Genomic DNA, 22,944 nt, shown 5'->3' on the forward strand with positions numbered 1-22,944 from the left:
ACGCCCCATTTACGGGGCGTTTGGTATAGGCGGTTAAGCAGGTAGCAGGCAATTTATGACGCTTTAGCTCGTGCTGCTGTCAGTTCAGAAATCCGCATGATTACTGCAACCGCCTTCTCCATCCCTTCCAGCGTAATAAATTCATGTTTACCATGATAATTATAACCACCAGTAAAGATATTGGGACAAGGTAATCCGAGGAAAGATAACTGCGCGCCATCAGTGCCTCCCCGTATCGGCTTCATGACGGGCGTGATATCGCAATCACGCATCGCCTGTTGTGCTAACTCGATGATATGCGGGTGCTTGATTATATGTTCACGCATATTGTAATAACTGTCATCCATAACGATTTCGATGTAGCAGTCACGATGCAAACCTTTACCAACCCGCTTAGCAATATCCACCATATTCTTCTTACGGGCTTCAAAACCATCACGGTTGAAATCACGTACTATATAGTGCATTTCTGCCCGCTCAACAGTGCCTTTAATACTTTGCAGATGATAGAAACCCTCGTAACCATCTGTACATTCAGGAGTTTCACTTGCAGGAAGTTCCTGATGGAAACGGGTCGCCAGTGATAATGCATTTACCATTACCCCTTTGGCACTGCCGGGATGGACATTATTACCAACAACCTTGATCGTTACTGACGCCGCATTAAAGTTTTCAAACTCTAACTCGCCAACACCACCACCATCAACGGTATAAGCCCACTGGGCATCAAACTCGTCCACATTAAAGAAGCGTGCACCTTTGCCAACCTCTTCATCGGGAGTGAATGCAATGCGGATATCGCCGTGAGGCACATTACTGTGCTTTAACCGCACCATTGCAGTAATAATTTCGGCAATACCGGCTTTATCATCGGCCCCCAGCAAGGTTTTACCATCAGTGGTAATTAATGTGTGGCCGAGTAGCTGGTGTAATACCGGGAACATGACCGGTGACAACACCTCGTCGCCTATCCCCAAGGCAATATCCCCACCACGGTAACTTTCTACAATCTGTGGATTAACATTTTTGCCCGAAAAATCAGGTGACGTATCGAGATGTGCAATAAAACCAATAGTGGGGACCGGCCAAGAGACATTTGCAGGTAATGTTGCCATTACACAACTGTGATCACTCAAGGTAACCTGAGAAAAACCCAGCGCCTGCAACTCATGCTGTAATGCCAGCGCAAGCTTGTGCTGCCCCTCAGTGCTCGGCACGGATTTTACATTGGCTTTTGCTTGTGTATCAAAAGAGACATAGTTGAAAAAGCGGTCGAGTAATTTGTCCATGGTTCCCACCCTCATAATAGTGAATATCATTATGGGGAAGTGATCGTGATCAAATATTGCGTCAAGTCAGCTTTAGGCAAACTTAAGCCAGAATAATAAGGTGGGATGCTAAAACCCTGCTGGGTGATTTATTCATCAACCCGCAGGGACTATCGTTTATTTATACGCCATTTTGGCTAATTGCCGCTGCTACCCTGGCGATTCTCACCCCGGGTAGTCAAAAACTCGCGCACATATTCCGGTACCACTTTACTGGCAAGCCCATAGTGTTTTTCATCGAACTGACTTTCTACCTGACTGGGTTCCAGATTCAACTCAACGGTATGAGCACCATGCAAACGTGACTCATGAACAAACCCAGCCGCTGGATAGACGTGGCCTGAAGTTCCTATCGAGATAAAGAAATCAGCCTCAGCCAGCGCCTGATAGATATCATCCATCCCCATCGGCATTTCACCAAACCACACAATATGAGGTCGCAAAGGGGATGGGAACTGGCAGCAATGACAACGCTCGTCAGCCGAGAGATCTCCCGGCCAATCTAATACCTGGCCAGACTGCGTGCAACGCACCTTCAGTAATTCACCGTGCATATGGATAACACGCTTACTGCCTGCCCTTTCATGCAAATTATCAATATTCTGGGTAATCAGAACAAAGTTATCACCCAGCACCGCTTCCAAATCTGCCAGCGCCTGATGCGCCGCATTGGGTGCAATTTCTGGCTGCTGCAATTGACGGCGACGAGCATTATAAAAAGCTTGAACTAACTCAGGGTCGCGACGATACCCTTCCGGCGTTGCAACATCTTCCACCTGATGCTCTTCCCATAGGCCATCTGCGGCACGGAAAGTACGGATGCCTGACTCAGCAGAAATCCCCGCACCAGTAAGCACCACCACAAACGGTTTCTTCATTTCTGCTGTAGCAGCACTGTCCCGATGAAAGATACGGGAGCGAAAACGTTGATGCCGCAAATGCTTATTCTTGCGAAACCGACATAGCCGATGGCGAATACGCATAACTTTTGCCTCTATATTGGATATCGTTATTGTTTGTGACAACTCTATAGCTTGTGACGACTATTATTCACTCAAATGCAGAAACGCAGCGCCACGAACGCCGCCCGCATCACCATAACGCGCTTTTTCAATGCGTGGCAATCGGGCCACTCGCAATAAATGCTGGGGTAAGCGTTTTGGTAGTTCCTGATAAATCTTGTCAAAATTAGATAGCCCGCCACCAATGACAACCAGATGTGGATCAAGCATCGTCAATAGATTACCCAAACATACCGCCAGCACATCCATAAAGCGCTCAATATGGGCTACTGCTTTGGGCTCGCCAGTATTATAGTTGGCGATAATCTCAGTGGCGGGCAGCGATTGTTGGTTAAAGTGCTTATACATCCATTCAAAACCACGCCCTGAGATATAATTCTCTATGCAACCGTTATGGCCGCAACCACAGGGTACGCGCGGAATATCTGCGCCTAAAATATCCAACGCATCTACCGGTAACCGAAAGTGGCCGAATTCGCCGGTAATATGATTCCGCCCGCTAACAATACTGCCATTAACAATCAGGCCACCGCCAACACCGGTGCCAAGAATTAGCCCCAGAACTGTTGGATAAGTGCGAAATTCAGGATCCCACGCTTCGGACAGCGCAAAACAGTTAGCATCGTTATCGATTCGAACTTCACGCTCAATCAGGCGGGAAAGATCACCCTGCAATAATTGCCCCATGGCCGATGGCACATTGGCCGTAAATACTGTGCCATCATCGGCATTGGGTAAACCAGGAATACCAATACCCACACTGCCTTTAACACCACAATATGCATCAGCTTCCAGCGTTAAATCACGCAAAGTTTGCAGTAACTGCTGATAATCTTCACGGGGCGTTGGGACTCGTTTATGCCAGATTCGTTGCAGATTGGCATCAAAAACGCCTAACTCAATCTTGGTGCCGCCCATATCAAAACCGTAATACATAGAATTGTCCTTATATACCCTAAATAATTCGAGCGGTAGGAAGACGGCAACTGAGTAAGTCCCCAGGCGCTTACTGAAGCAAGTGACTGGGGGTAAACGAAAGCAGCCAACGCAGATGCGGCTTGAAGTATAACGGGGGGAATTATTGCCCGCTTAATACCCGAGCCGGATCAATACGACTTGCGCGACGTGCAGGATACCAACTGGCAATTAAACTCAGCACCAGCGCGGTGGCTAATACGCAGGCTACATCAAACCAGTGCAATTCTGACGGCAGGAAATCAATGAAATAGATATCGCCAGACAAGAATTGATGGCCAATCAGCCGCTCCAGCCCACGGATAATGTTGGTCAATTGCATTGAGACAATTACCCCCACTATCACCCCGCTGATACTGCCGATAAGTCCGGCTAATAAGCCATACCAGATAAAGATTGCACGGATCAGACCATCTTTGGCCCCTAATGTGCGTAACACGGCTATATCGCTACTTTTATCTTTAACAGCCATAACCAGGGTGGACACAATATTAAAACTGGCAACACCTATCACCAGCACCATGGCCATATACATGATGGTACGAATCATCTGGATATCGCGGTACATATAGCCATAAGTGCCAATCCAACTGCTGATATAAACATATGCATTGCTCACTTCACCGGCACTTCGCACCAGTTTGTTGGCGTTGTATACATCATTGACCTTGATGGCTATACCAGTGACACTGTCACCCATTTCCAAGTATTGCTGGGCATCAGCTAAAGGGACCAGTGCCAGACTGTGATCCAACTGACCACTGAGTTGAAAAACACCGGCGACCTGTAAGCGAATACGCTTAGGTTGCAGCAGTTTCATTTCAGGATCACTATTCGGGATCATTACTGTCAGCCATGACCCCTGCTTCACACCTAATGCGTCAGCCAGACCTTTACCTAAAATAATCTGCTGCTGACCCGCTTTGAAATTATCCCAAGCATGGTCAAGCACAAAGCTGGGTAATGCGCTAAGACGCTGTTCTGCCTGCGGATCAACACCTTTAACCTGTACTGCACGCAGTTGTGTGGCATTTTCAATCAGACCGGTGAAATTGATATAGGGGGCGGCCGCTACGATACCAGGCACTTTTTCAATACGTTGCAGGGTTTGCGGCCAGCCACTGAACGGCTGATTAACCACCGCAATTTCGCCGTGTGGTACCACGGCCAAAATGCGATCTTTCAGCTCACGTTCGAAGCCATTCATCGCACTTAGACCCACGATCAATACTGCAACACCCAAGGCGATACCCAAGGTAGATATCACTGAAATTAATGACACCATACCGCCACGACGGCGGCCACGGCTAAACCGTAAGCCGATTAAAAGTGAAAGTGGCGACACACCCATTACTCAGCCCCCACCAGTGTCAAGTGCTGCTGTAGCTGGCCATCGCGCATTTCCAACTGGCGGCTCATACGTTTTGCTAACTGCAAATCGTGGGTTACCACTAAAAATGCCGTCCCCTGGCGAACATTCAATTCACCTAACAGATTAAAGATGCTGTCAGCATTACGTTGGTCTAGGTTACCGGTCGGTTCATCTGCCAAAACCAGTGACGGGTTGTTCACCAGCGAACGGGCAATCGCCACCCGCTGACGCTCACCACCAGACAACTCAGACGGCCGATGTTTGCTCCGTTTTTCCAACCCTACCGCGGTCAACATCGCCCGGGCTTTATCCTGCGCCTCTGCGGGTTTGGCTCCACCGATTAACAGTGGCATTGCGACATTCTCCAATGCGGTAAAATCAGGCAGTAAATGGTGGAATTGATAGATAAAACCTAACTCTCGGTTACGTAATTCCGCTTTCGCGGTGGAAGAGAGCTGATTCAGTGAACGGCCCTGATAAATAACCTCGCCGGAGGTTGGGGAATCCAGACCACCCAACAGATGCAATAAGGTACTTTTACCTGAACCGGAACTGCCGACAATCGCCATCAGCTCACCAGCTTCGATAGTGAACGACACATTACGCAATACGTCAGTGTGCAATTGCCCTTCCTGATAGCGTTTGCACAAATCTAAACACTGTAATAATGGATGGTTACTCATAGCGTAAAGCCTCGGCAGGTTGTGCGGCGGCAGCGCGCCAGGAAGGATAAAGCGTGGACAACAAGGCAATCGCCATCGCCAACAGAGCAATCACGGTGACCTGTACCGGGTTAATCTCCACCGGCAAGGTGGCACCATCAATCAATAAACCGAGAATCGGGATAATCGTGTTCAATTGGCTGGCGAGTAAAATACCCAGCCCGGCACCAAGTAATGCGCCAATTACCCCGGCGGTAGCCCCCTGCACCATAAAGACCAGCATGATTTGGCGGCGGCTCAAGCCTTGAGTTTGCAAAATCGCCACTTCACCCTGCTTCTCCATCACTAACAGGCCCAACGAGGTAATTATATTAAAGGCTGCGACGGCAATAATCAGGCTAAGTAGCAACCCCATCATATTTTTTTCCATACGCACCGCCTGGAACAACTCGCCTTTACGCTCTCGCCAATCTTTCCATACCGTGCCTTCAGGCAACGCCTGTTGGCTCAGGCTATCAACAGACAAAGGTTGTGCAAGGAATAGACGCCAGCCGGTAATATTGCCAGCCGGATAACGCATCAGACGTGATGCATCCTGCTGATTAACCAGCATTTGATAGCCATCAACCTCACTGTCTGCGGCGAATGTTCCAATGATATTAAACAGCCGCTGGCTAGGAATGCGCCCCATTGGCGTGAACTGACTGGCGCTAGGGACCATCAAACGCAATGTTTCACCACGTTTAACACCCAACTGGCCCGCCAGTTTTTCGCCCAGGATAATATTGTAGCTCCCCGGCTGTAAATCCTTCAGGTGCACGTTAACCAAATAATCAGCCAGTGGTTCATGACGCTCGGGATCAACACCCAGCATCACACCAGCCGCCAGATTGCGGGCACTCTGCAACACCACATCCGCAGTGGTTAGCGGCACAATATCAGTAACGCCAGTCAACGATTTAAGTGCAGAGGCAGGGATCTTATTCGGGTCAAGAGAGCCTTGTGGCGTGGTAATCAGCGCCTGCGGCATCAGCCCCAAAATATTATTCTGCAAATCACGCTCAAAACCATTCATCACCGACAGTACCGTGATCAGCGCCATCACGCCAAGCGTGATGCCAATAGTAGAAAGCCATGAGACGAACCGACCGAAGCGGTCAGATGCACGCCCGCGCATATAACGCAGGCCAATAAATAGTGCGACAGGTTGATACATGAAATCTGTTTAGATCCTGTTGCTAAAGCAAAGTGATCGAGGATAATAAAGGGTACTACGCCTTTATGGAACCATTAACCGCCTATATCCTTCATATTTCAAGTTACAGGTGTGTTGGCCGCGCTCGTTTACCCGAATCACTTACTTTAGCAAGCTCATCGGGATTTTCTCGCTTGCCGCCTTCCTGCACCTTGAGATCTATTGGATATATCTCTGGCTTTTATTCCAAATCAGGGTGCCAGTCTGTGGCTATGCCCCCTCACGTGCTAGGATAGCCGCCGAGATAATTTGTCATCTGTTGTGCTGATACTGTCCTGCTGAACGGCAACATGGGTTAACGCTATCCCTGTTACTTGGTCATGCCGGTAGGCAGCACCCAAGTAAAAAGTCGGTAAGCAACTGATTTTGATATCATTTATTCTAGCCCATAGGGTGAAGGCTCATTAATACTCAAGCGCTTAGATAACTAAGTGATTGGGGTGAGCAAGGGCAGCCAACACCTCTGCCTCTTGAAGGGCGGCGGGTATACAAACTAAGAGACTGTTTAACTGCTTATGTCCCAACAATATCGTTATTCATTGCCGCAGCGGCCTGGTGATACCCGTCAATTAGGTCAGTTGACTGGCTCAGCCTGCGCGGTGGAATGTGCGGAAATCATTGAGCGCCATGATGGCCCGGTAATGTTAATTACCCCTGACATGCAAACGGCCCTGCGCTTGCGTGATGAGGTGCAACAATTCTCACTCCGCCCAGTAAGCACCCTATCCGATTGGGAAACACTGCCTTACGACAGTTTCTCGCCGCATCAGGATATTATTTCAGCGCGCCTTTCATGTTTGTATCATCTGCCCGCAATGGAGCGCGGTGTTATTATTCTCCCGATTAATACCCTGATGCAACGCGTATGCCCGCATGAATTCCTGCACGGCCATGCGCTGGTGATGAAAAAAGGCCAGCATCTGTCGCGCGATAAGCTGCGGGCGCAACTTGAGCAGGCAGGATACCGCAGTGTTGATCAGGTAATGGAACATGGTGAGTTTGCGACCCGTGGGGCATTGCTTGATTTGTATCCGATGGGCAGTGAAGAGCCGTATCGAATTGATTTCTTTGATGATGACATTGACAGTCTGCGCGTGTTTGATGTTGATTCGCAGCGCACGCTGTCTGAAGTTGAACAGATAAACCTCCTGCCTGCGCATGAATTTCCGATAGACAAAACCGCAATCGAGTTATTCCGTAGCCAATGGCGTGAACAATTTGAAGTTCGCCGCGACGCTGAACACATCTATCAGCAAGTGAGTAAAGGCATCTGGCCTGCGGGTATCGAATATTGGCAACCCTTGTTCTTTAGCCAACCGTTGCCCTCACTGTTCAGTTATTTACCTGAAAATACCTTATTGGTAAATACCGGCGATCTGGAAGGTTCTGCTGAGCGTTTCTGGCTAGATGTGAATCAGCGCTTTGAGAGCCGCCGTGTTGACCCAATGCGCCCATTGCTGGCACCCGATACGCTCTGGTTACGGGTTGATTCGCTGTTCACTGAGCTAAAAAAGTGGCCTCGGCTGCAGTTCAAGACAGACCCACTGCCGACTAAAGCTGCCAATACCAATTTGCACTATCAGCCCCTGCCTGATGTGGCTGTGCAAGCACAGCAAAAAGCGCCACTGGATAACCTGCGCCGCTTTATCGAAACATTCAGTGGCAGCATCGTGTTTTCAGTCGAAAGCGAAGGCCGACGAGAAACTCTACAAGACCTGTTGGCCCGGATAAAAATCAGTCCGAGCCTGATTACAGCGTTACCACAAGCGGCGGCTCCCGGTCATTATCTGATGATCGGCGCCAGTGAACGCGGCTTCCTCGATACCGATAAACAATTAGCGCTGATTTGTGAAAGTGACCTACTTGGCGAGCGCGTCAGCCGCCGTCGGCAGGATAATCGGCGTACCATCAATACCGATACCCTAATCCGCAATCTGGCCGAGCTGCGCCCCGGTCAGCCAGTAGTTCATCTGGAACATGGTGTCGGCCGCTATCTGGGCTTAACCACGCTCGAAGCTGGCGGCATCAAAGCTGAATACCTGATACTGACCTACGCCGGTGAAGATAAGTTGTATGTGCCAGTCTCATCTTTGCATCTGATTAGCCGTTATTCCGGCGGTGCTGATGAAAATGCGCCACTGCATAAACTGGGCGGAGAAGCCTGGGGTCGGGCACGACAAAAAGCGGCCGAGAAAGTGCGAGACGTGGCAGCCGAACTGCTGGATATCTATGCCCAGCGCGCCGCCAAGTCTGGTTTTAAATTCAAACATGACCGCGAGCAATACCAGTTATTTTGCCAAAGCTTCCCGTTTGAAACCACGCCAGATCAGGAACAGGCCATTAATGCGGTTCTCAGCGATATGTGTCGGCCGCTGGCGATGGATCGCCTGGTATGTGGCGATGTTGGTTTCGGTAAAACCGAAGTGGCAATGCGTGCTGCGTTCCTCGCAGTTGCCAATAATAAGCAAGTAGCCGTATTGGTCCCCACTACACTACTTGCCCAACAGCATTTCGATAACTTCCGTGATCGCTTCGCCACTTGGCCGGTCAGGACAGAAATGATGTCCCGTTTCCGCAGTGCCAAAGAGCAGCAAGTGATTCTGGAGCAAGCCGCTGAAGGTAAAGTCGATATCATTATCGGCACCCATAAGTTGCTGCAAAGTGACCTGCGCTGGCAAGATCTTGGCCTGCTGATTGTCGATGAAGAGCATCGCTTCGGTGTTCGTCATAAAGAGCGGATCAAAGCGATGCGTGCCGATGTGGATATTCTGACCCTAACAGCCACACCGATTCCGCGTACCTTGAATATGGCGATGAGCGGCATGCGCGACTTGTCGATTATTGCCACCCCACCGGCGCGGCGCCTGGCAGTGAAAACCTTTGTACGGGAGTACGACAGCCTGGTTATTCGCGAAGCCATCCTGCGTGAGGTTCTGCGCGGTGGGCAAGTTTATTACCTGTACAACGACGTGGAAAATATTGAGAAGGCCACACAACGTCTGGCGGAGCTGGTTCCTGAGGCGCGTATCGCTATCGGTCACGGCCAGATGCGTGAACGGGATTTGGAGCGGGTGATGAATGATTTCCATCATCAGCGCTTCAACGTTTTGGTCTGTACCACCATTATCGAAACAGGTATTGATATTCCTAGCGCCAATACCATTATCATCGAGCGTGCGGATCACTTTGGCCTGGCGCAGCTACACCAATTGCGCGGCCGGGTTGGGCGTTCACATCATCAAGCTTATGCTTACCTACTGACGCCGAATCCGAAAGCGATGACCACGGACGCTAAAAAGCGGCTGGAAGCGATTGCCTCACTGGAAGATCTTGGTGCCGGCTTTGCGCTGGCAACCCATGATCTGGAGATTCGCGGCGCGGGTGAACTGTTAGGTGAAGACCAAAGCGGCCAGATGACCACCATTGGCTTCTCACTCTATATGGAGCTGCTGGAAAGCGCGGTTGATGCTTTGAAAGAAGGCAGAGAGCCATCTCTGGAAGATTTGACCAGCAATCAGACTGAAATTGAATTGCGCATGCCGGTGCTGCTGCCAGAAGATTTCATTCCAGATGTGAATGTTCGACTTTCATTCTATAAGCGTATCGCCAGTGCCCGCAATGAGACGGAACTTGATGAACTAAAAGTGGAGTTAATCGATCGTTTTGGCAAACTGCCCGACCCAGCACGTTATCTGTTGCACACCGCAGAGTTACGCCAGCAGGCACAAAAATTGGGCATCAAACGAATTGAAGGTAATGAGCGCGGTGGCTTTATTGAATTTAGTGATAAGAACAAAGTCGATCCTGTCTATCTGATTGGGCTATTACAGCGCCAGCCACAGATATACCGCCTGGAAGGGCCAACCAAGCTGAAGTTTATGCAAGATTTAACTGATCGTTCACAGCGACTGAAATTTATCAGTGAGTTGTTGGCCGCCTTTGCGCAGCATCGGGTAGGTTAATCAGCGAGTTAATGCGGGTTTCTCAGCAATGAGAGACCCGCGTTAATGCTAATGCCACTCGCTTAAATTTTTTGCCGGGTTTGCGGCAAAAACATGTTCTGTTTAAACGATCAGAATTAGCACTAAATCGCGGGTTCTTGGTACCAGGTCTTGGACAACAGATTTTGTATTATGCTCGGTCGTTCAGTATTAGTTGACCATTTTTATCGATCGGGATCTGCGTACCTGGATCACGATCCATACGAATTTTTCCCTGCTGATCACCAATTTTGTAGGTTACGTCATATCCCAGCATTTTTTGTGACTTGTCATAGACAGTCTGGCAACGCTGTTGAGTGGTGGTATAGGTATCACCTTCCTGCATATTACTTTGCACGCGGTTACCGGCATATCCGCCAGCCAACGCACCGGCAACAGTAGCGATATCCTTCCCTCGCCCGCCCCCTACCTGATGTCCCAGAACCCCACCAGCAACCGCACCCAACACTGAGCCAGCAATCTGATTCTCGTCTTGTACGGGTTTACGGTGAGTAACCGTGACATTACGACATTCCTGCCGAGGCGTTTTGACCGTTTCTTTAATCGGTGTCGCCGCAATAACTTGTGCATATTGCGGCGCGCCAGAGAAAACATTCATACTCGCAACTGCGGCAATTCCCAGAGCGGCCGCAATACCGATACCCACGCCTGCTAACATTGATTTGTTCACAGGAAATCCTCCTGAAAGTGTTACCACGCATCTTCTGCCCCAGAATTCCAGCGTAAAAACAGAAAATCTGACAGTTTCCGACACCAAAGGCTGTCTCTGATTAGCGGAATACGGCGTGCGTGACTCGCCGTCTGTAAACACCATGGAGTCTGCACAAAGTCGTTTGAGCTAGCAATAAGACAAATGGACTAAAAACCCAGATAATAGGTGTAAATGAATATGTTTAGGAGGAATCCGACTGTGGGTATTTGCGACCGCGAAATTTTATGCTGCAAATTTCACATTACGGGCGAACATTTTTAACGTTAAGTGCCTGATATTGAGCAAACAAAAACCGCCACCTTTGACTAACGGCAGCGGTTTGTTTAAGTGAGAAGACGATTAGTGCAACTTCAAGCGCGGGCGAATAACCCGATTAATCCCACCCACCAGCATCATCAGGCCAGTCTTGGTATAACCATGTAATGCCACCTGGTGCATACGATACAGTGAGATATACACCACACGAGCAACACGCCCTTCGACCATCATTGAACCGCGCATCAGGTTGCCCATTAGGCTACCCACAGTGCTGAACTTCGACAGAGAAACCAGTGAACCGTGGTCTTTATAGATATACGGCTTCAACGGTTGCTCATTAAGCAACGCCAGAATATTGCTGTAGCAACGGCTGGCCATCTGGTGAGCCGACTGCGCGCGCGGGGGAACAAAACCGCCACTTGCCTGCGGGCAAGAAGCACAGTCACCAATAGCAAAGATATTCGCATCACGCGTCGTTTGCAGCGTTGGTTCCACCACTAACTGATTAATACGGTTGGTTTCCAGCCCAGCGATATCTTTCATAAAGTCCGGTGCTTTGATCCCCGCCGCCCACACCATCAGGTCAGCGTTAATGAACTCACCCTCTTTGGTGTTCAGACCTTTTTCGTCCGCACTGGTCACCATGGTTTTGGTCAGCACGCGCACGCCGAGTTTAATCAATTCCTGATGCGCGGCCGCTGAAATGCGCGGGGGTAATGCGGGTAGAATCCGCTCGCCAGCTTCCACCAGCGTCACATTCAGTGCTTGATTGTCCAAACCCTCAAAACCGTAGCTATGCAGTTGTTTCACCGCATTGTGCAGTTCCGCAGAGAGTTCCACACCGGTAGCCCCCCCACCGACGATCGCAATGTTAACTTTCCCTTTTTCACCCGGTTGCGCTGAATATTTCAGGAACAGGTTCAGCATTTCATTATGGAAACGGTGTGCCTGATGCGGGTTATCAAGGAAAATGCAGTTCTCTTTTACGCCTGGCGTACCAAAATCGTTAGAGGTACTGCCTAAGGCCATGACCAGAATGTCATAGGTCAATTCACGTTGGGTCACCAGCACATCACCGTGTTCATCGCAAATTTCAGCCAAACTGAGTGTTTTGGTTTCACGGTTAATGTCAGTTAAGGAACCTAACTGGAAGTTAAAGTGATGGTTACGCGCATGAGCCAGATAGCTCAATGCATCGACGCCATCATCAAGAGAACCAGTGGCTACTTCGTGTAACAGTGGTTTCCACAGATGACTGTGATTGCGATCAACCAGAACGATGTCCGCTTTCTTGCTGCGGCCCAGCTTATGGCCCAGACTCGTCGCCAGCTCAAGACCGCCGGCACCACCACCAATAATAACGATTTTCTTCTTCGGCGTTGTCAAAATGACCCCCTAAATGTGAACCAATTGTTAGCTAAGGGTAAAAGAATAATATCCTTAGATAACATAGGGTTCGCTGATGCTAAATCAATAATCTGTAGCCAGAATATCATGCAGGGTTATTTGGTCATACCAAAATTGATATATATCAACTTTTTTTGATTAAAGTGGCAGCATAGGGAATCTTTCTGGAATAGGATTCAAATAGTTAGCGTTTAGTCACAGTTTAGAATTTTTCTATTTGCAGCGAGGAAAAATCTTATTTTGCCGTTTTTAAGCAACAAAACGGCCTGGATAAAGGATTTAAACTCCCTTCCCCAAACCGGTTAGCAGAACGTTATAAGCTTTACAATTAACCAATCTTTAACAAACCGACAGTTTTAGGCTCAGCAGTCACTTTACGCTAGCCAAGAGTTTTAAAGGCTTTAATGCGCTGAAGGTGGGGTGAAAGATCCTTAAACTTGTGGTTTTGTTTCTCGTCCCAAACAATTTCATAATAAGGATGTAGGTCACCCGCAGTTCGCTGGCTATCAAGCATTTCATCATGACGAGACAACACCACCAGGCAACGATCGCGATTTTTCTCGCGAAAGTCATTAATACACTTGCTGGCGATATCAACATACTCTTCTGGGCGGTCGATTTTACCGCCCATATTGTCCTGCGGATACAGATTCGGGTTGAAAGCAACCTGTCGAATACCGCACAGGAAACCAATGCGCTCGGCCCAAAACCCGCCTAAACCAACACCACAAATCAGTGGTTTGACATCACCGCCCTGCTGAATGGCTTTATCCACTTCTTTCAGTAAATGCTGCATATCATGTCGAGGATGCAAGGTGCTGTAACTGATAAAACGCACATCTGGATCGATAAATTGCAGTTGCAGGACTTTCTCGTGATTACCGGGGCTATTGGAATCAAAACCATGTAAATAGACGATCATATTTATCCTCGCGACTTATACTTGTCATACGTCAAGCTGCATGTGCGTTGGCTACACTCAACTACTCGGCCCATCCGTGAGCCTCACCTCGTTGAGGCCGCTGCAACTCGAATTATTTAGAGTATATAACTTATTTCAATTGGCTCTTATGTGCATCCCAACGTGCGCTGAGTGCAGTTAATGCCTTATTCGCCTGTTGCCAGCGTGATGACCCCATCAATGATTGACGCTCAAACTGCCCAGAATGATACAAGCGCGCAACCTGATCCGCTTTGACCGGAGACAGGTTATCTAGCACGCTGATGGCACCCTGGCGGTTATTACACACCAAAATCATATCGCAACCGGCATCCAGCGAAGCCTGCCCGCGCTCGGCGTAACTGCCCATTATCGCAGCACCTTCCATCGATAAATCATCTGAGAAGATAATGCCATCAAAACCTAATTCCTGACGCAATATCTGCTGGAGCCAATACGCCGAGCCGCTGGCCGGGCGCGCATCAGCTTCAGTATAAATCACGTGAGCAGGCATGATGGCATCCAGCAGTCGCCGCTCGATCAACTCGCGAAATATAACCATATCATGAGTACGGATTTCTGCCAGTGGTCGATTATCATGTGGCGTCTCCTTATGGGAATCGGCGGTGACCGCACCATGACCGGGGAAATGCTTACCGGTGGTCTTCATCCCGGCACTATGCATTCCTCGGATAAAGCATTCCGCCATTGCCAGAGCCTGTTGTGGCTCGCTGTGGAAAGAGCGCTCACCAATAGCGGCGCTAACATGGCCGATATCCAGTACTGGCGCAAAACTGATATCGATATCCATCGCTATCATCTCTGCCGCCATCAGCCAACCGGCCTCTTGCGCCAGCTTAGCTGCCGTAGCTGCATCATTAATAGCGGCAAACGACTGGGCCGCAGGCAGGCGAGTAAAGCCATCACGAAAACGCTGCACCCGGCCCCCTTCCTGGTCAACGGCCACCACCAGACGCTCACGAGAGGCCGCCCTGATTTGACGAACTAGCTCACGCAACTGCTCCGCATCATGAAAGTTACGGCTGAACAAAATCAGACCGCCCACCAGTGGGTGTTTTAAAATCTCACGCTCTTCAGCATCCAGCTCATAGCTGGCGACGTCTAACATTACTGGTCCCACAACAACCTCACTTCATTCAATAAAATACCCCTCGGACGGGGCCGCCACAGGGGGTCGATTTGCCTGGCTGCTACGCCAATTTCTTTGGGTAACGCTACGAATTAAAACGATAAATTAAACCGCTGGCGCAGTGGCGACGCCCATTGTAAAAATGTCTCATCACCCGTTTGCTGCCAGCGCACCTCAAACCACATCAGCATCAGGTAATCAATCCACGGTAACCAGCGCTGTATCTGCTGTGATAAGCGTTTGATGTCAGGGTATCCCTGCTCACTCGCGCAGTAGTGCTGTAAAAAGGCATGTTGTTGTGGCAATAACCAGTTATTGCCGCGAAACAGCGCCGCAATATCCAATGCGATATCCCCATCGGCAGCATATTCCCAATCAATCAGTTTCAGCCCGGTTGGGGTCATTAACACATTGCCGGGATGGACATCCATATGCAACGGCGCCAACTTAATAGGCTGCGGTAGCGGGCGGCGCAGAAAGTCATGTTGGCGGCGCAACCAGGCAGGTGAGCGGCGCGTTGAGTCAATCAATTGCCCATAGCGGGTTAACTGACGGCGCAAGTCGAAACGGTAGCCGCTGATGGGCAGATGATGCAGACGGGCCAATAACTGTGGCAACTGCCCATTATCTGATAATTCAATAAATTGCTCATTAGTGACAACGTCACCTTCAAGCCAATTAACCACTAACCAGTACTGATCGGCGGCAATAATGGCCGGTGAGAAATGCTGATTGGCCACGTGTCGTAACAGTTTTCGTTCCCGCCGCCGGTTCACCCCCAACTGACGTTTGGCTAGTGATTGTTGACGTGCCAACCAGTCAATATTGGGTGCTGTAATACGCCAGCTTTCACCGGTTAGCCCCGCGACCGGACTAAAGTGATAATCGGCGATTTTCATCGCCGGATTTATGCTGTCAATGAATGCATACAGAGAGGGATCAGCGCTGAACCGGGCCATTACCAGACCAAATGATTTCGCCTGATTGCGCCTGCATCAATTGCATTTCAATGGTTGGCGACTTCACATCACCACTCACATCGCTGTACAGCACATATTGAGCGCCGACATAGCGGGCCAAACCAATCGCTTTGCTGCGCGACCCCAGGCTATCTTCTTCCGAAAGCCCCAGCGTTTGCTTAGCAACGGCTAATTGTTGCGGCGAGATCAAAACAAACTTTTTATTCGACGCTAGCACTTGATGTAATGCGGCGGTGGCTTTCGCCGTTTGCAATGCACCATTGGTGTTGTTTTTAACGCTATCCAATAGCAGAATGCTGCCATTCGCCACTTCGTTGTTATTCACCATTTTCGCCACCAACGGCTCGACACTGATAGCCCAATCGATAGATTGCACTTTCGGTGGCTGCGGCACGGTGTCTACCGGCGGAGGTGTCTCAACGACAGGGGGTGTTACCGGTTCAATGGTGACGGGCGGTGTCGTTGGTGCAACAGGCGTCCGAGACGGACAACCGGTCAGCACTAACGCTGCTAAAACCACAAATAAATACCTTTTCATTGCCCTACTCCAATGGTGAAAATCAATCGGTTATAAAAATAAATGAAGGCGTGCACTGCGCGCATTAAAATTATTATTAACTGACTGAATAGTGACATCGTCCCCTGGTGCTATCATCATAAAACGCGGCGCTTCCAGCGGCGGCACATCTAAGCCCTGGGTATCATACCAATAAAAACGGTAGTTGATTCTTACCGGCTTATTCTGGCTATTCGTGATAACTGAACGCGCAACATTATTGCCAGAAGAGAGTGATACTGTGGGTTGAGAAGCCAAAATACCTGCCGTCAGAACCGACGAATCCATTACCACGGTTTGCTGTTTATTTACTGCAATCCCTTTCGGGTTGCTGCACCCCAATAATGTCGCGATACATGCCGACACCATCACCGGTAATAAAAACGCCTTAACACGGCGCATAGGCTTACCTCATTTAGACTCAATCATTATGCCGCTATTGATGCAGCATCATTATTTATGTGACAACAATGAACCCAGATAGCGACCACCAACCAGGTGCATATGAATATGATAGACCACTTGCCCGGCATGTTGGTTACAGTTGATGATCAGGCGATAACCCTCTTCGGCAATGCCTTCTTGTTGTGCAAGTTTAGCGGCCACGGTAATCATACGACCCAGTGTGGCTTCATGTTCTGCCGTGACATCATTCACAGTTGGAATAAGAATGTTGGGAATGATTAAGATATGGGTGGGTGCCTGTGGGGCAATATCACGAAACGCCGTCACCAACTCATCCTGGTAGACCACGTCGGCAGGAATTTCACGGCGGATAATTTTGCTAAAAATCGTTTCTTCGGCCATTACGCATTTCCTTTATCATTATAAAACGGAGAATGCGTAGTATGAGCGACAAATTCTATTGATTTCAACCTCAATAATCAGCCTCTGGCATAAGCCGCCGCTTTTTCAAACAAAGCGGGCTCTGGGCGAATCCCCGTATACAGCACAAATTGCTCAACCGCCTGAATAGCAAATACTTCTGCGCCAGTAATAACGGTTTTCTGCTGTGCTTTGGCGTAACGGATAAGTGGGGTGACTGCCGGCAGTGCCACCACATCAAAAATGATATCCGCACTATCTATTTCACCCTGAGTAAATGCCAAAGCATCAGCATCCTTCCCCCCCGACATCCCCACCGGAGTAGCATTAATCAACACATTAGCCCGAACGTCCTGCATATCAGGGCGATAAATATAACCTGATTGATCCGCTAACTGCTTACCTGTCACTTCATTTGTCGCAATGATATAACCCTGCTTAAAACCTGCATTTTTTAATGCAAAAGCCACTGCTTTTGCCATGCCACCACTGCCACGTAAAGCAAAAACCTGCTTTGATGACACCTGATATGTCGCAAGCAACATGGCGATGGCGATATAGTCGGTGTTGTACGCCTTAAGGTAGCCTGCGGTATTGACCAGAGTATTTACTGAGTTAATGGCTTTAGCTGATGGGTCCATCTCATCCACCAGCGGAATCACCGTCTCTTTAAAGGGCATTGAGATGGCACAACCACGAAATCCCAGCGCCCGCACACCACCGATGGCGGCAACAAGATCAGTGGTGGTAAAAGCCTTATACAGATAATCGAGGTCTAAGGCATCGTACAAAAAGTTGTGAAAACGGGTACCAAAGTTACTGGGCCTGGCCGCCAGAGAAATACACACTTGGGTGTCTTTATTTAAATACCGGGTCATCTTCTCACCTTAAATAGTCATTACGCCCTGCCCGTACAAGCTTTTCATACCGAAGGACGGTGGGCGATAAGCCCTTGCTGTACTAAAAATTATCGGCTAAAAAGGTGATATTAAAAACTGCTGAGATTCATTCAATAGAGATCCTCTTTTATGGTCAGTCGACGTCTTGAGCAACAATATTTACGCTTATTGGGCGTGGTTGGGGTGCAACAGGTTACGATTACACTGCACGAATTAGCCGACAAGCTTAGCTGCACTAAGCGCCATATGCGGACATTGCTGGTTAAAATGCAACAGGCTGGCTGGTTAATATGGCAGTCAGAAGCTGGCCGTGGTCGCCGTTCACATTTACAACTATTGCGGAACACTCATCAACTATTGATTGAAAAAGCGGAACAGTTATTGGATTCAGGCGATTTCAACGAGGCCATTGCGCTACTGGGAGAAGATAAGCAGCTTATTACCCCGTTGCTCCGAACCAAGTTGGGGTACCGGATACGTGATGACTATCAAGCCTTGCGAATTCCCTACTACCGCGCCATGGCTAACCTTTATCCTGGAACCCCACTGCGCCGATCTGAATTACATTTAGTTCGGCAGATCTTTAATGGCCTGACGCGGATAAATTAGGAAAACGGCCAAGTTGCCACCGATTTAGCCCATCAATGGCGCATGTTGGACCCATTACACTGGCGCTTTTACTTACGCCCTGGCGTACAGTTTCATGATGGTCGCGAGCTTTCCAGCCATGATGTGGTCAACTCATTGATGCGTTGTACTGACTTGCCGCTATTTTCACATATTCAATACGTCAGCGCATATGGGCCACTGAGTGTCATTATCGAACTGAATCAACCCGACCCGCAGCTTGCGCTATTGCTGACTCACCACGCAGCACTGATTTTGCCGAGCGACCACGCCTCACGACCCGATTTTGCGTCTCATCCGGTAGGCACCGGCCCTTATCGGGTCGCCGAAAATGATGATTGGCATTTGCAGATAAAATCCTTTGACCACTATTTTGGTTTTCGTGGCCTGCTGGATGAAGTTGAAGTCCTTATCTTCCCTGATCTGGCCCGTCAGCATACGCAAACGCCAACTGTACTCGCTGAGCAACTGAGTATTGATCATATTCAGAGTGCAACGTGGCTAAGCTCCAGTATCAGTGATATTGATTATGTCGCTGGATTCGCTGCCAGCCTGACGGGTAAACCTTCAGATTCAACCCAAGAGATGTTTTTGGAACGGGGTGGATATTTTCTGTTATGTGACAGCCGCTCACCCCATTGGCACCACATAGAGCAACGCCGTTGGCTGCGAGAGGTACTCAATCCATATAACGTTACCCAACGGTTGATTGAGCCAATTCGCCCGTTCTGGGTACCCGCCAGCAGTGTTTTACCGACATGGTTCCACTCAATGCATTCAGGAGATAAAAGTTCTCCTTTCGCCGCGACGACAATGGCTGATGACAGCCCGGTGTTAACCTTGGCCTATCATGCCCAACACCCAGAATATACGATGCTGGTTACGGAAATGTCGCATATTTTGGCGGCACAGGGGATTAGGCTAGTGGTATCAGAGCTTGATTACGCCACCTGGGCGAAGGGCGATGCCGATGTTGATTTGTGGCTGGGGACGGTGAATTTTGCAGTTCCAGAAGAGTGGAATATCGGGGCATGGTTACTGGGTATGCCGCTATTGCGCCAATCTATTGTAGGTGGTGATGAGATGCGTTTGCAGACATACCTGCACAACTGGCGTAACCAGTCCCTCAGTACCGGGCAATTAGTCAGAGAGGTTATAGCTGACGGCTGGTTACAGCCATTATTCCATCACTGGATGCGCCTGAAAGCCCCACCGCAGGCTCAGGGCGCACATCTGAATAACCTTGGTTGGTTTGATTTCCAGACGACATGGTTAGAACCACAGTAACGTTTTTCCAACAAAAAAAGGGAGGCTTTCGCCTCCCCTTTGCACTCCCCAAACCTGAATTAATGGTTACGAATATACTCGTCCATATCTGTTTTCAGGTTATCTGATTTAGTCCCGAAGATAGCCTGAACACCAGACCCTGCCACCACTACACCCGCAGCACCCAGTCGCTTCAGACCAGGTTGGTCAACCTTGGAGACATCCGCCACGCTGACACGCAGACGGGTAATACAAGCATCCAGGTTAGTGATGTTCTCTTTACCACCAAACGCATTTACCAGTGCCGCTGACATTTCTGTGCCGCCCTGGACAGTTTGCTCAGTGGTTGTCTCTTCACGACCCGGTGTTTTCAGGTCCAGTTTGGTAATCAGCACACGGAAGATGGTGTAGTACACCAGACCGTAGCAAATACCCACCAGAGGGAACAGCCAGATACGGCTACTGTTACCACTGAGAACAATGAAGTCAATCAAACCATGGGAGAAGCTGGTACCGTCACGCATTCCAAGCAGAATACAGATTGGGAACGCCAGACCAGCCAAAATTGCATGGATAACATACAAAATTGGTGCCACGAACATGAAGGAGAATTCAATTGGTTCGGTGATACCCGTCAGGAATGAGGTCAGTGCTGCGGAGATCATGATCCCGCCCACTTTAGCGCGGTTTTCCGGCTTGGCTGAATGCCAAATCGCAATCGCAGCGGCTGGCAGACCGTACATTTTGAACAGGAAGCCACCAGACAGTTTACCGGCAGTTGGGTCACCCGCCATGTAACGTGGAATGTCACCGTGGAACACCTGACCTGCTGCGTTGGTGTATTCACCAATTTGCATTTGGAATGGTACGTTCCAGATATGGTGCAGACCGAATGGTACCAGCGCACGTTCAACTACGCCGTAGATACCAAAAGCAACGACTGAGTTCTGGTAAGCCGCCCATTGGGAGAAGGTCTGGATCGCAGTACCGATAGGTGGCCATACGAAGGACAGGATCACACCAACGAAAATAGCGGTGAAACCAGAAATAATCGGAACAAAGCGTTTGCCCGCAAAGAAACCGAGATATTCAGGTAACTGAATACGGTAGAAGCGGTTGAACATGTAGGCGGCTATAGCACCTGCAGTAATCCCGCCCAGTACCCCAGTATCGGCTAAATGTTTGGCCGCAATTTCTTCTGCTGGCAGATGCAAGACCAGAGGCGCTACCACAGCCATGGTTTTCACCATGATGCCGTAAGCAACAACTGCCGCCAACGCGGATACACCGTCGTTATTGGTAAAGCCGAGTGCAACGCCAATAGCAAAGATTAATGCCATGTTAGCAAAGACGGAACCGCCCGCTTCTGCCATTACGTGAGAGACTACTGTTGGTAGCCAGCTAAAATTCGCGGAACCGACACCCAGCAGAATGCCTGCGATGGGTAAGACGGATACCGGTAGCATTAGCGATTTACCTACCTTTTGCAGGTTTGCAAATGCGTTCTTAAACATAGTTGAGTGTGCTCCTGAGTAATAGTGCTTTTCTGCTGTTTCTCGCGTTTATTGGCATTACAAAGGGGGGAGTAAGCCTTTGCGAATAAGGGTGTCTAAAGCACCCTTTTAATTTTTACGAAGAGTAAAATAAATAGCCTGCTTAATGTTTGATGGCAGTCACGTTTCTTTCAAGAAAGCGCTTAATTTGCATCAAATCGCGCATTTTTTGTAAAAAAACGTCAACAAGACCTGCCCTCACCCAATAAATCGGGTGAGAACATTACTCGTTCCGGGGATTAATTACGAGCTTAAAAAAAAGTATTATGAAGGAGGCTAACTATTTTCACTGGCGAGCCGGGAAGGGTCCAGATGAAATAACCGGCAGAAGTTGTCAGTCGTCGCCTGCGCCAGTGATTCAAGACTCACGCCTTTCAGCACTGCCATATACTCTGCAACATCACGGACATAGGCTGGTTGATTCTCTTTGCCACGGTGGGGAACCGGGGCCAGATAAGGTGAATCGGTTTCTACTAATATCCGATCCAGCGGAACATAACGGGCCACATCACGCAGTTGTTCCGCATTACGAAAAGTGAGAATCCCCGAAAATGAGATATAAAAACCGAGGTCTAATAGCGTTGCTGCCGTGGCTTTGTCTTCTGTAAAGCAATGTAAAACACCACCACACTCCTGCGCCTGCTCTTCCTGCAAAATTGCGAGTGTATCTTCACGCGCATCGCGGGTATGCACAATCACCGGTTTGTTTAATTCGCGACCAATACGAATATGTTCACGGAAAGAGGCTTGTTGCAGCGGGATATTATCTTGCTGATAAAAATAATCCAGCCCGGTCTCGCCCATCGCCACCACATTATCTGCCGCAGCCAGGCTTCTGAGTTGCTGGAAATCATAGCCACCATCGAGATTCAGCGGATGGACACCACATGAAAATGCCACATTTGGGCGTTCGCCAATAAGGGATGTCATGGCAGAAAAGCCCGGTAACGTAGTGGCTACCGCCAGGACGAAACCGACATCTCGCGCACTTGCTTTGGCTAATACATCATCGACGCTGCTGTGCAACGTCTGGTAATCAAGGCTATCAAGATGGCAGTGTGAATCTACTAACAACATAATATTAAACTCTTCCATACTTTTCATAATTGAAGCCGCAGGGGCGCTCGCTATATTCGTTACTCGGCCCATCCTTCGG

The 22,944-nt window shown here is 49.1% G+C and carries 18 protein-coding genes and 1 pseudogene; 2 read left to right on the top strand and 17 right to left on the bottom strand.

Annotated elements, in window-relative coordinates:
* Positions 1-53: 53 nt before the first annotated feature.
* The 6 genes from pepT to lolC all read right to left on the bottom strand — a co-directional run bounded on the left by pepT (position 54) and on the right by lolC (position 6,575).
* A complete protein-coding gene (pepT, locus tag ACWJJO_RS13405) occupies positions 54-1,289 on the bottom strand; it encodes a peptidase T (RefSeq protein ID WP_083158545.1) in 1,236 nt (411 codons plus the stop codon).
* 176 nt (positions 1,290-1,465) lie between these two features.
* On the bottom strand, positions 1,466-2,311 hold the full coding sequence (gene cobB, locus ACWJJO_RS13410) for a Sir2 family NAD+-dependent deacetylase (RefSeq protein WP_083158544.1): 846 nt from the start codon (positions 2,309-2,311) through the stop codon (positions 1,466-1,468).
* A 63-nt stretch (positions 2,312-2,374) separates the two neighbouring features.
* Complete coding sequence (gene nagK / locus ACWJJO_RS13415) at positions 2,375-3,286, bottom strand: N-acetylglucosamine kinase (RefSeq protein WP_083158543.1); 912 nt, start codon at positions 3,284-3,286, stop codon at positions 2,375-2,377.
* Between the two features lie 142 nt (positions 3,287-3,428).
* Positions 3,429-4,676 carry a lipoprotein-releasing ABC transporter permease subunit LolE gene (gene lolE / locus ACWJJO_RS13420; protein WP_481091133.1) on the bottom strand — a complete coding sequence of 416 codons (1,248 nt, stop codon included), beginning with the start codon at positions 4,674-4,676 and terminating at the stop codon, positions 3,429-3,431.
* A complete protein-coding gene (gene lolD, locus ACWJJO_RS13425; RefSeq protein ID WP_083158541.1) occupies positions 4,676-5,380 on the bottom strand; it encodes a lipoprotein-releasing ABC transporter ATP-binding protein LolD in 705 nt (234 codons plus the stop codon). Before lolD ends, lolE begins: the two co-directional genes overlap by 1 nt.
* On the bottom strand, positions 5,373-6,575 hold the full coding sequence (gene lolC, locus ACWJJO_RS13430) for a lipoprotein-releasing ABC transporter permease subunit LolC (protein ID WP_420072955.1): 1,203 nt from the start codon (positions 6,573-6,575) through the stop codon (positions 5,373-5,375). Before lolC ends, lolD begins: the two co-directional genes overlap by 8 nt.
* A 554-nt stretch (positions 6,576-7,129) precedes the next feature.
* Between lolC and mfd the strand changes: the two genes are divergently transcribed.
* Positions 7,130-10,576 (top strand): transcription-repair coupling factor, encoded by a 3,447-nt coding sequence (gene mfd / locus ACWJJO_RS13435; protein WP_481091134.1) that lies wholly within the window; start codon positions 7,130-7,132, stop codon positions 10,574-10,576.
* 169 nt (positions 10,577-10,745) lie between these two features.
* Here mfd and ACWJJO_RS13440 read toward each other — a convergent pair whose 3' ends face one another.
* The 9 genes from ACWJJO_RS13440 to ACWJJO_RS13480 all read right to left on the bottom strand — a co-directional run bounded on the left by ACWJJO_RS13440 (position 10,746) and on the right by ACWJJO_RS13480 (position 18,321).
* A complete protein-coding gene (locus ACWJJO_RS13440; RefSeq protein WP_005183154.1) occupies positions 10,746-11,285 on the bottom strand; it encodes a glycine zipper 2TM domain-containing protein in 540 nt (179 codons plus the stop codon).
* A 381-nt stretch (positions 11,286-11,666) separates the two neighbouring features.
* Complete coding sequence (locus ACWJJO_RS13445) at positions 11,667-12,971, bottom strand: NAD(P)/FAD-dependent oxidoreductase (RefSeq protein WP_083158537.1); 1,305 nt, start codon at positions 12,969-12,971, stop codon at positions 11,667-11,669.
* Positions 12,972-13,371: 400 nt separating this feature from the next.
* Positions 13,372-13,914: an alpha/beta hydrolase YcfP gene (ycfP, locus tag ACWJJO_RS13450; RefSeq protein WP_083158536.1), complete on the bottom strand. Its 543-nt coding sequence runs from the start codon at positions 13,912-13,914 to the stop codon at positions 13,372-13,374.
* A gap of 130 nt (positions 13,915-14,044) precedes the next feature.
* Positions 14,045-15,061: a beta-N-acetylhexosaminidase gene (gene nagZ / locus ACWJJO_RS13455; RefSeq protein ID WP_193784640.1), complete on the bottom strand. Its 1,017-nt coding sequence runs from the start codon at positions 15,059-15,061 to the stop codon at positions 14,045-14,047.
* Positions 15,062-15,174: 113 nt separating this feature from the next.
* On the bottom strand, positions 15,175-15,981 hold the full coding sequence (gene thiK / locus ACWJJO_RS13460) for a thiamine kinase (protein WP_102970553.1): 807 nt from the start codon (positions 15,979-15,981) through the stop codon (positions 15,175-15,177).
* A gap of 40 nt (positions 15,982-16,021) precedes the next feature.
* The gene (gene lpoB / locus ACWJJO_RS13465) at positions 16,022-16,600 is read right to left on the bottom strand and encodes a penicillin-binding protein activator LpoB (protein WP_083158533.1); all 579 of its coding nucleotides are present in this window, start codon (positions 16,598-16,600) and stop codon (positions 16,022-16,024) included.
* Between the two features lie 30 nt (positions 16,601-16,630).
* Positions 16,631-17,020, bottom strand: a complete 390-nt coding sequence (locus ACWJJO_RS13470; protein ID WP_083158532.1) for a YcfL family putative periplasmic lipoprotein — start codon at positions 17,018-17,020, stop codon at positions 16,631-16,633.
* A 51-nt stretch (positions 17,021-17,071) separates the two neighbouring features.
* A complete protein-coding gene (gene hinT / locus ACWJJO_RS13475; protein WP_083158531.1) occupies positions 17,072-17,425 on the bottom strand; it encodes a purine nucleoside phosphoramidase in 354 nt (117 codons plus the stop codon).
* A 77-nt stretch (positions 17,426-17,502) separates the two neighbouring features.
* Positions 17,503-18,321, bottom strand: coding sequence for a shikimate 5-dehydrogenase (locus tag ACWJJO_RS13480; RefSeq protein WP_083158530.1), 819 nt, complete (start codon positions 18,319-18,321; stop codon positions 17,503-17,505).
* 150 nt (positions 18,322-18,471) lie between these two features.
* Between ACWJJO_RS13480 and ACWJJO_RS13485 the strand changes: the two are divergent.
* Positions 18,472-20,256: pseudogene (locus tag ACWJJO_RS13485) on the top strand (SgrR family transcriptional regulator).
* Positions 20,257-20,315: 59 nt separating this feature from the next.
* Here the strand turns inward: ACWJJO_RS13485 and ptsG are convergent.
* Together ptsG and ACWJJO_RS13495 are read right to left on the bottom strand one after the other, a co-directional pair.
* On the bottom strand, positions 20,316-21,749 hold the full coding sequence (gene ptsG, locus ACWJJO_RS13490) for a PTS glucose transporter subunit IIBC (RefSeq protein ID WP_481091135.1): 1,434 nt from the start codon (positions 21,747-21,749) through the stop codon (positions 20,316-20,318).
* A 315-nt stretch (positions 21,750-22,064) separates the two neighbouring features.
* Positions 22,065-22,865, bottom strand: coding sequence for a metal-dependent hydrolase (locus tag ACWJJO_RS13495; RefSeq protein WP_372569889.1), 801 nt, complete (start codon positions 22,863-22,865; stop codon positions 22,065-22,067).
* Between the last annotated feature and the right edge of the window lie 79 nt (positions 22,866-22,944).

It is taken from the genome of Yersinia antarctica (assembly GCF_056636475.1).